The following is a 9009-nucleotide window of genomic DNA, read 5'->3' as shown; positions in this document are numbered from 1 at the left end:
ACCGGCCGCGCGGGCGCGGCGGGCGGCGCGGAGGGCGGCCGATGACCAACATCATCATCGCGGCCGGGGTCGCCCTGATCTTCGTCATGGTCGGCACCCCGGTGTGGATCCGGATCGTCAACCGGCTGGGCTACGGCCAGATGATCCGCGAGGAGGGCCCCGAGGCCCACCTCAACAAGCGCGGAACGCCCACGATGGGCGGCACGGTGTTCATCGTGGGGTCCCTCGTCGGGTACGCCGCGGCGCACCTGTTCACCGGGAACGTGCCGACGGTGTCCGGCCTCCTCGTGCTGTTCCTGATGACCGGGCTCGGGCTCGTCGGGTTCGTCGACGACTACATCAAGGTGTTCAAGCAGCGCAGCCTCGGCCTGCGCAGCGGCGCCAAGATGATCGGCATCGTCCTGGTCGGCGTGATCTTCGCGGTCGCGTCGCTGAACTTCCCCAACGGCTACGACATCACCCCCGCCGACCCCCACCTGTCGTTCCTGCGCGACTTCGGCCCCTCGATCGGCCCCTACCTGTTCGTGGTGTGGGCGCTGCTGCTGATCGCGGCGATGTCCAACGGCGTGAACCTCACCGACGGGCTCGACGGCCTCGCGGCGGGCCCGGCCGGCATGGTGCTGGCCGCCTACGTGATCATCGGGAACTGGCAGCTGCGCAACAGCTGCTACGACTTCGCCCTCGCCCCCAACTGCTACAGCGTCCGCGACCCCCTCGACCTCGCGGTGGTCGCCGCGGCCGTGCTCGGCGGCGTGTTCGGCTTCCTGTGGTGGAACGCCCCGCCCGCCAAGATCTTCATGGGCGACACCGGCTCGCTGGCCCTCGGCGGCGTCCTGGTCGGCCTCGCGATCCTCACCCGGACCCAGTTCCTGCTCGCGATCCTCTGCGGGCTGATCGTCATGATCACCCTGTCGGTCATGATCCAGGTCGGCGGGTTCAAGATGACCGGGAAGCGCGTGTTCAAGATGGCGCCGCTCCAGCACCACTTCGAGCTGTCCGGCTGGGCCGAGACCACGATCGTCGTGCGGTTCTGGCTGATGTCGGCGCTGTTCGTCGCGATCGGCCTCGGCCTGTTCTACCTGGAATGGATGCCCAAGAAGTGACGACCCGCGCGTTCGACGGCCTGCCGGTCTGCGTGGCCGGGATCGGCGTGTCCGGCCGCGCCGCCGCCCGCGCGCTCGCCGGCCGCGGCGCCCGCGTGACCCTCGTCGAGGGCCGCGACGGCGACGCCGAGCGCGGCCATGCCGCCGAGCTGGAGGCGCTCGGCGTGGCGGTGCGGCTCGGCGACGGCGAGACCCTCCCCGCGGGCACGGGGCTGGTCGTGACCTCCCCGGGATGGCGCCCGGACGTGCCGCTGCTCACCGCGGCGGCCGCGGCCGGCGTCGAGGTCATCGGCGAGGTCGAGCTGGCGTGGCGGCTCCGCCCGGCGGACGGCACCGCCGCGCCGTGGCTCGCCATCACCGGGACGGACGGCAAGACCACCGTCGTGAAGATGCTGGAGTGCATGCTGACCGCCGCCGGGCACAAGGCCCTCGCGGTGGGCAACGTCGGCACGCCGATCGTCGAGGCCGTGTCCCAGCCGTACGACGTGCTGGCGGTGGAGCTGTCGAGCTACCAGCTGCACTGGTCGAGCTCGCTGGCCCCCGCCGCGGCGACCGTCCTGAACATCGCGCCCGACCACCTCGACTGGCACGGCTCGATGGACGCCTACGTCGCCGCCAAGGCCAAGATCTTCGCGCCGGGCTGCACCGCCGTGTACAACGCCGACGACGCGACGTCCACGGCGCTCGCCGAGGGGGCCGGGGGAGTGGAGCGGCGGGCGGGGTTCACGCTGGACGTCCCGCGCCCCGGCGAGCTCGGCGTCGTCGAGGACCTCCTCGTCGACCGCGCGTTCACCGCCGACCCCGCGAGCGAGGCGGCGGAGCTGGCCGCGCTCGGCGACGTCCGCCCCTACGCCCCGCACAACGTCGCGAACGCGCTCGCCGCGGCGGGCCTCGCGCGCGCGTTCGGCGTGCCGCCCGAGGCCGTCCGGGCGGGCCTGCGGGCGTTCGTCCCCGACCCGCACCGCATCCAGCACGTCGCCGACATCGGCGGCGTCGCCTACGTCAACGACTCCAAGGCGACCCAGCCGCACGCCGCCGCCGCGTCCCTCGCCGCCTACGACCCGGTCGTGTGGATCGCCGGGGGGCTCCTCAAGGGCCTGGACGTCGACGACCTCGTCCGGTCCTGCGCGGGACGGCTGCGCGGCGTGGTGCTCATGGGCCGCGACCGGCACCGGATCGCCGAGGCACTCGCGCGACACGCCCCCGATGTCCCGGTCGTGGACGTCGCCGACACCGACACTGGGGCGATGGACCGCGTCGTCACCGAAGCCGCGGGGCTCGCCCGCCCCGGCGACACCGTGCTGCTCGCCCCCGTCGGGGCCTCCTTCGACATGTTCGCCAACTACCCGGCCCGCGGCGAGGCGTTCATCGCCTCGGTCGGCCGGCTGCCCGGCGCCGGACCCGCCGGCGGCGCCGGGGACGCCCGGTAGCGATGACCGCCGTACCGGCGCACGAGGACGGCGGCCGGCGGACGGGGCCGCGCGAGCAGGTCGCCGCCGCCGTCGGGCTCCTCGACCGGCCCCTCACCTCCTACTACCTGGTGCTGGGCTGCTCGGTGATGCTGCTCGCGCTCGGCCTGACGATGGTGCTGTCGGCGTCCAGCGTCAAGCAGCTCCAGGAGACCGGCTCGGCGTACACGCTGTTCCAGAAGCAGGCCATGTGGATGGCGATCGGCCTGCCCGGCATGTGGCTGGCGTCGCGGCTGCCGGTGAAGACGTTCCGCGCGCTCGCCTACCCGCTGCTGCTGCTGTCGGTCGTGGCGCTCGCCATGGTGCTGATCCCGGGCCTCGGCCGCAGCGCCGGCGGCGCGACCCGCTGGATCAGCCTCGGCCCGCTCCAGATCCAGCCGTCCGAGCCCGCCAAGCTCGGCCTCGTGCTGTGGGGCGCCGACCTGCTCGCCCGCAAGGAGCGGCTCGGCCAGCTCACCGAGTGGCGGCCGCTGCTCGTCCCGCTGCTGCCGGGCGCGGGCGTCCTCGTCCTGCTGGTGATGCTCGGCAACGACCTCGGCACCACGCTCGTCCTGCTCACGATCTTCCTGGCGCTGCTGTGGGTCGTCGGCGCCCCCGGACGGCTGTTCGTCGGCATCGCCGGCCTCGTCTGCCTGCTGGTGTCGATCCTGATCATCGTCGAGCCGTACCGCATGCAGCGGCTCACCGGCTTCCTGGACCCCTCGGGCAACCAGCTCACCACCAACTACCAGGGCACCCAGGGCCTGTTCGCGGTCGCCTCCGGCGGCCTGTTCGGCACGGGCCTCGGGGAGGGGCGCGCCAAGTGGGACTACCTGCCGCACGCCGAGACCGACTTCATCTTCGCGATCGTGGGGGAGGAGTTCGGCCTCGTCGGCACCCTCGTGGTCCTCGGCCTGTTCGGGATGCTGACCTACGCGGGGCTGCGGATCGCGCGCCGCGTGAAGGACCCCTTCACCCGCCTGTCCGCCGCGGGCGCCACCGCGTGGCTGGTCGTGCAGGCGATCGTCAACATCGGCGCGGTGATCGGTGTGCTCCCCATCACGGGCATCCCGCTGCCGCTCGTGTCCTACGGCGGGTCCGCGCTGATCCCGACGCTGATCGCGCTCGGAATGCTGCTGGCCTTCGCCAAGCGGGAGCCCGGCGCGCGCCAGGCACTCTCCGCACGGGGTCCCGGACCGGTCGTGAGGGCCCTAAGCTGGCTGGGCCTGGCACGGCGGTGAAACCCCCTCCGGAGCGCCGGAGGGCCCGGCGTCCCCCGAACGCCGCCGCGGGCCCCGGGGCGCGGGCGCGCGGCAGCCGGCAAGTCGAACACGCTGAGTCGTACACGCTGAGGAGTTGTCAACGAGCATGAGGGTTGTCCTGGCCGGCGGCGGCACCGCCGGACACATCGAGCCCGCCCTGGCCCTCGCCGACGCGCTGCGCCGCAACGATCCCCAGACCGGGGTCGTCTGCCTCGGCACGGAACGGGGCCTGGAGACCCGGCTCGTCCCGCAGCGCGGCTACCAGCTCGCCCTGATCCCCCCGGTGCCGCTGCCGCGCACCCTGACGCCCCAGCTGCTGTCGGTCCCCGGCCGGCTCCGCGGGGCCATCAACGCGGCCGCGAACGTCCTGGACCAGGCGCAGGCGGACGTCCTCGTCGGGTTCGGCGGCTACGTCGCCACCCCCGGCTACCTCGCCGCCCGCAAGCGCAAGGTCCCGATCATCGTGCACGAGGCCAACCCCAAGCCCGGCCTCGCCAACAAGCTCGGCGCCCGCTTCACCGAGCACGTCGCCGTGTCGCACGCCGACTCGCCGCTGCCGAACGCCACCTTCGTCGGCATCCCGCTGCGCCGCGAGATCGCCACCCTGGACCGGCTCGCCATGGGCGACAAGGCCCGCTCCTACTTCGGGCTGCTGCCCGACCTGCCCACGCTGCTGATCTTCGGCGGCTCGCAGGGCGCCCGGTCGCTGAACCAGGCCGCCGTGGCCGCCGCGCCGTACTTCCGGCAGGCGGGCATCCAGGTCCTGCACATCGTCGGCCCGAAGAACACCGAGGAGCCCGAGCCCGCGTCCGGCGGCCCCCAGTACGTCACCATCCCCTACTGCGACCGGATGGACCTCGCCTACGCCGCCGCCGACATGGCCATGTGCCGCGCCGGCGCGATGACCTGCGCCGAGCTCGCCGCCGTCGCGCTCCCGGCGGTGTACGTGCCGCTCCCGATCGGCAACGGCGAGCAGCGGCTCAACGCCGAGCCGATCGTCGCGGCGGGCGGCGGCATGCTCGTCGACAACGCCGAGCTGTCCCCCGACTGGATCGCCCACAACCTGCTGCCCGTCCTCGCCGACCCGGGCCGGGTCGCGCACATGTCGGAGGCGGCGGGGCGGATGGGGCGGCGGGACGCCGACGTGGCCCTCGCCCAGATGGTGTACGACGTGGTCCGCTCGGCGGGCCGGCAGTGACCCGCGCCCGCCCGGTGCGGGGCGCGGCGGACGACGAGGGGACGGGCACCACCCGATGAGCCTGATCACACCCGGCGAGGTCGTGCCGGCCGGCGAGCTCGGCCGCGTCCACTTCATCGCGATCGGCGGCGCCGGCATGTCCGGCATCGCCCGGATCATGCTGCGCCGCGGCATCGCGGTGTCCGGCAGCGACGCCCGCGACTCCGAGCTGCTCGGCCGGCTCGGCGACCTCGGCGCCAAGGTGTTCGTCGGGCACGACGCCGCGCACCTCGGCGACGCCGACACCGTCGTCGTGTCCACCGCGATCCGCGCGACCAACCCCGAGCTGGTCGCCGCCCGCGAGCGCGGCCTGCGCGTCCTGCACCGCTCGGCGGCGCTCGCGGCGCTGATGGCGGGGCGCCGCGCGGTCGCGGTCGCCGGCACGCACGGCAAGACCACCACCACCTCGATGCTCACCGTCGCGCTCCAGCACGCCGGCGCCGACCCGTCCTACTGCATCGGCGGCCAGCTCGTCACCACCGGCCTCGGCGCGGACGAGGGCACCGGCGACGTCTTCGTGGCCGAGGCCGACGAGAGCGACGGCTCGTTCCTCATGTACGCCCCGCACATCGCGGTGATCACCAACGTGGAGGCCGACCACCTCGACAACTACGGCGGCTTCGAGAAGGTCAAGGAGAACTTCGCCCGCTTCGTCGACCGGATCGAGCCCGGCGGCACCCTCGTCGCCGGCGCCGACGACCCCGTCGCGATGGAGCTCGCGGAGCAGGCCCGGGCCCGGGGGCTGACCGTCCGCACCTACGGCGAGGCCGAGGGCGCCGACCTGCGCGTCACCGGCTTCACCCCGCGCGGCCTCGGCTCCCGCTTCGAGATCGAGGGCGTCGGCGAGGTCGCCCTCGGCGTCCCCGGCCGCCACAACGCCCTCAACGCCACCGCCGTCGTCGCCGTCGCGCAGGCCCTCGGCCTGGACGCCGCCGAGATCCGGGCGGGCCTCGCCGCGTTCGGCGGCGCGATGCGGCGGCTGGAGCGCAAGGGCGAGGCGGGCGGCGCCGAGGTGTTCGACAGCTACGCCCACCACCCGACGGAGCTGACCGCCGACCTGGAGGCCACCCGCGACTACCTCGGCGAGAAGGGCGGCGGCCGCATCATCGCGGTGTTCCAGCCGCACCTGTACAGCCGCACCCGCTTCTTCGCCGCCGAGTTCGGCGCCGCGCTCGGCCTGGCCGACGTCGCGGTCGTCCTCGACGTCTACGGCGCCCGCGAGGACCCCGAACCCGGGGTCACGGGCGAGCTGGTCGCCGACGCCGTCCCCCCGGGCACCGAGACGATCTACGCGCCCGTCCGGGACGAGGTGCCCGCCCGCGTCACGTCCCTGACCCGTCCCGGCGACGTGGTGATCACGCTGGGCGCCGGCGACGTCACCGAGCTCGGCCCGGTCATCCTGGAGCGCCTCGCGGCGTCCTGACCCCGCCATGGGCAACACGCCGCGAGCCGCCGGATCGACGATCCGCGGCCCGATCACTGTCAAGCTTGGGTCATGACCGAGGCGTGGACGAGCCAACGGGAGGCGGACGCGCACACCGACCCCGCGCCCGCCGTCCCGGGCACGCCTCCAGGAGAGCCGCCGCGCGCCCGGAGGCCCGGCCGGTGGAAGGTGGCATTCGTCACGCTCCTGGTCCTCGCCGTGCTCGGCGCCGTGACCTGGGTCCTCCTGGGTTCCCGCCTGCTCGTGGTCCGGGACGTCGAGGTCTCCGGCGCGAGCCTCGCCCCCGACGACCGGATCGTCGCCGCCGCCGGGATCCGCCTCGGCGTCCCGATGGTGCGGCTCGACACCGGTGCGATCAAGGGACGGGTGGAGCGGCTGCGGGAGGTCGAGTCCGCGCAGGTCGTCCGCGAATGGCCCGCGACGGTGCACATCACCGTCCGCGAACGCGTCCCCGTCGCCGTCCTCGAACGCGCCGGACGCTTCTACCAACTGGACAAGTACGGCGTCACCATCGCGGACGGCCCGTCCCGTCCCGAGGGCTTCCCCACACTGACCGTGGCCTCGCCGGGCCCGTCCGACCCGGCCACCCTGGCCGCCCTCAAAGTCCTGTCTGACCTGCCCGAACGCCTCCGCCGCAAACTCGCGGACGTCGAGGCGACCAGCCCCTCCGACGTCACCCTCCGCCTAGCGAAGGGCCAGACGATCGTGTGGGGCCCCGCGGAGCGCACAGAGGAAAAGGCCCGCCTCTTCGAGGCCCTCCAACGCACCGCAGCAGGCCGAAACGCCACAACCATCGACCTGAGCTCCCCGGAGGTAGTAACGACAAAGTAGGCACACGGCGAAAGGACTAGCCGAACCGCGCGGGAAGGAAGCGTCGGAGGGCGAGCGCTGGCGATCGCGTGCGAAGCCAAGTTCGAGCGAAGCGAGAACTTGATCGCGCAGTGAGCCGCCAGGCGAGCCGGAGCGATGCAGCGATCGCCGCAAGGCCCGTTGAAGGGAGGCGCGCCAGCGCCGACCGCCGAGGGCATTGCAAACAAGCACCGCGACACGCCGTGGGGTTGAGGGGGGAGTTAGTTGACCCTGGCGGTTTGGCCGCCCTACTGTCCGTATCAGTCCTCAGGTTGACATAACTGTAAGCCTCAAGTTGAGGGTGAGGGTTGAGGGTGGGCCGATCTCCGGAGCGGAACCGCCTTCGGTCCGCCCGAGAAGTGCACACAGGTCAGGAACACCGCGACGGCACGGTCGGCAGACCGGTCCGGCCGGTCGGATAGAGCGAGCGGAAAGGCCCCTCGTCGTGGCAGCACCGCAGAATTACCTCGCGGTCATCAAGGTCGTCGGCATCGGCGGCGGCGGCGTCAACGCCGTCAACCGGATGATCGAAGAGGGACTCAAGGGCGTCGAGTTCATCGCGATCAACACGGACGCCCAGGCGCTGCTGATGAGTGACGCCGATGTGAAGCTCGACGTGGGACGCGAGCTCACCCGCGGCCTCGGCGCGGGGGCCAACCCCGACGTCGGCCGCAAGGCCGCCGAGGACCACCGCGAGGAGATCGAGGAGGTCCTCAAGGGGGCCGACATGGTCTTCGTCACGGCGGGCGAGGGCGGCGGCACCGGCACCGGCGGCGCGCCCGTGGTCGCCAACATCGCCCGCTCGCTCGGCGCGCTGACGATCGGCGTGGTGACGCGCCCGTTCAGCTTCGAGGGCAAGCGCCGCGCGATGCAGGCCGAGGCCGGCATCGAGACGCTGCGGGACGAGGTCGACACCCTCATCGTCATCCCCAACGACCGGCTGCTGTCGATCTCCGACCGCCAGGTCAGCGTGCTGGACGCGTTCAAGGCCGCCGACCAGGTGCTCCTGTCCGGTGTCCAGGGCATCACCGACCTGATCACCACGCCGGGCCTGATCAACCTCGACTTCGCCGACGTCAAGTCCGTCATGTCCGGCGCCGGTTCGGCGCTGATGGGCATCGGCTCGGCGCGCGGCGACGACCGCAGCGTCGCGGCGGCCGAGATGGCGATCTCCAGCCCGCTCCTGGAGGCCAGCATCGACGGCGCCCACGGCGTGCTGCTGTCCATCTCCGGCGGCTCCGACCTCGGCCTCTTCGAGATCAACGAGGCGGCGCAGCTCGTGTCGAACGCGGCCGCGCCCGACGCCAACATCATCTTCGGCGCGGTCATCGACGACGCGCTCGGCGACGAGGTGCGGGTCACCGTGATCGCGGCGGGCTTCGACGAGGGGCGGCCGAGCAAGCCGGCCTCCGAGCCGGAGACCAAGAGGCTCCCGCCGCCGCCCCGGCCCGCGCCCCCGCCTCCCTCGGCCCCGCACAACCCGATCCCGAGCCGGGTCGGACGGTCCGAGCCGGTGGGCGGCCACCAGGCCGCGCCGCAGCAGTCCGTGGCCCAGGCCGCAGCGGCGCCGCACGCCACGTCCCACGCGCAGCAGCACTCCGCGCAGCACAACCAGGCGTCCGCCCCCGCGCGGCCGGAGGCCGACCGCGCGCAGCCGCCCGCCCAG

7 protein-coding genes are annotated in these 9009 nt (G+C 73.4%); all 7 read left to right on the top strand.

Annotated elements, in window-relative coordinates:
• The first annotated feature begins 41 nt into the window (after nt 1-41).
• Nucleotides 42-1103, top strand: coding sequence for a phospho-N-acetylmuramoyl-pentapeptide-transferase (mraY, locus tag E1300_RS44360; protein ID WP_131763285.1), 1062 nt, complete (start codon nt 42-44; stop codon nt 1101-1103).
• Nucleotides 1085-2533, top strand: a complete 1449-nt coding sequence (gene murD, locus E1300_RS44355) for a UDP-N-acetylmuramoyl-L-alanine--D-glutamate ligase (protein WP_131763284.1) — start codon at nt 1085-1087, stop codon at nt 2531-2533. The genes mraY and murD overlap by 19 nt, the downstream gene beginning before the upstream one ends.
• A gap of 2 nt (nt 2534-2535) precedes the next feature.
• Complete coding sequence (ftsW, locus tag E1300_RS44350) at nt 2536-3792, top strand: putative lipid II flippase FtsW (protein WP_131763283.1); 1257 nt, start codon at nt 2536-2538, stop codon at nt 3790-3792.
• 127 nt (nt 3793-3919) lie between these two features.
• Nucleotides 3920-5011 carry an undecaprenyldiphospho-muramoylpentapeptide beta-N-acetylglucosaminyltransferase gene (murG, locus tag E1300_RS44345; RefSeq protein WP_131763282.1) on the top strand — a complete coding sequence of 364 codons (1092 nt, stop codon included), beginning with the start codon at nt 3920-3922 and terminating at the stop codon, nt 5009-5011.
• 55 nt (nt 5012-5066) lie between these two features.
• Entirely contained in the window at nt 5067-6473 is a 1407-nt protein-coding gene (murC, locus tag E1300_RS44340) for a UDP-N-acetylmuramate--L-alanine ligase (protein ID WP_131763281.1), read from the top strand.
• A 72-nt stretch (nt 6474-6545) separates the two neighbouring features.
• Entirely contained in the window at nt 6546-7325 is a 780-nt protein-coding gene (locus E1300_RS44335) for a cell division protein FtsQ/DivIB (RefSeq protein ID WP_131763280.1), read from the top strand.
• Nucleotides 7326-7788: 463 nt separating this feature from the next.
• Nucleotides 7789-9009: cell division protein FtsZ (gene ftsZ, locus E1300_RS44330; protein ID WP_207400322.1), on the top strand; the 1221-nt coding region annotated here is incomplete at its 3' end.

Origin of the sequence: Actinomadura fibrosa, assembly GCF_900659615.1 — a bacterium.
Lineage (GTDB): Bacteria > Actinomycetota > Actinomycetes > Streptosporangiales > Streptosporangiaceae > Spirillospora > Spirillospora fibrosa.
Note: the sequence above shows the minus strand (reverse complement) of the source record. Positions and strands in the feature narration are given on the sequence as shown.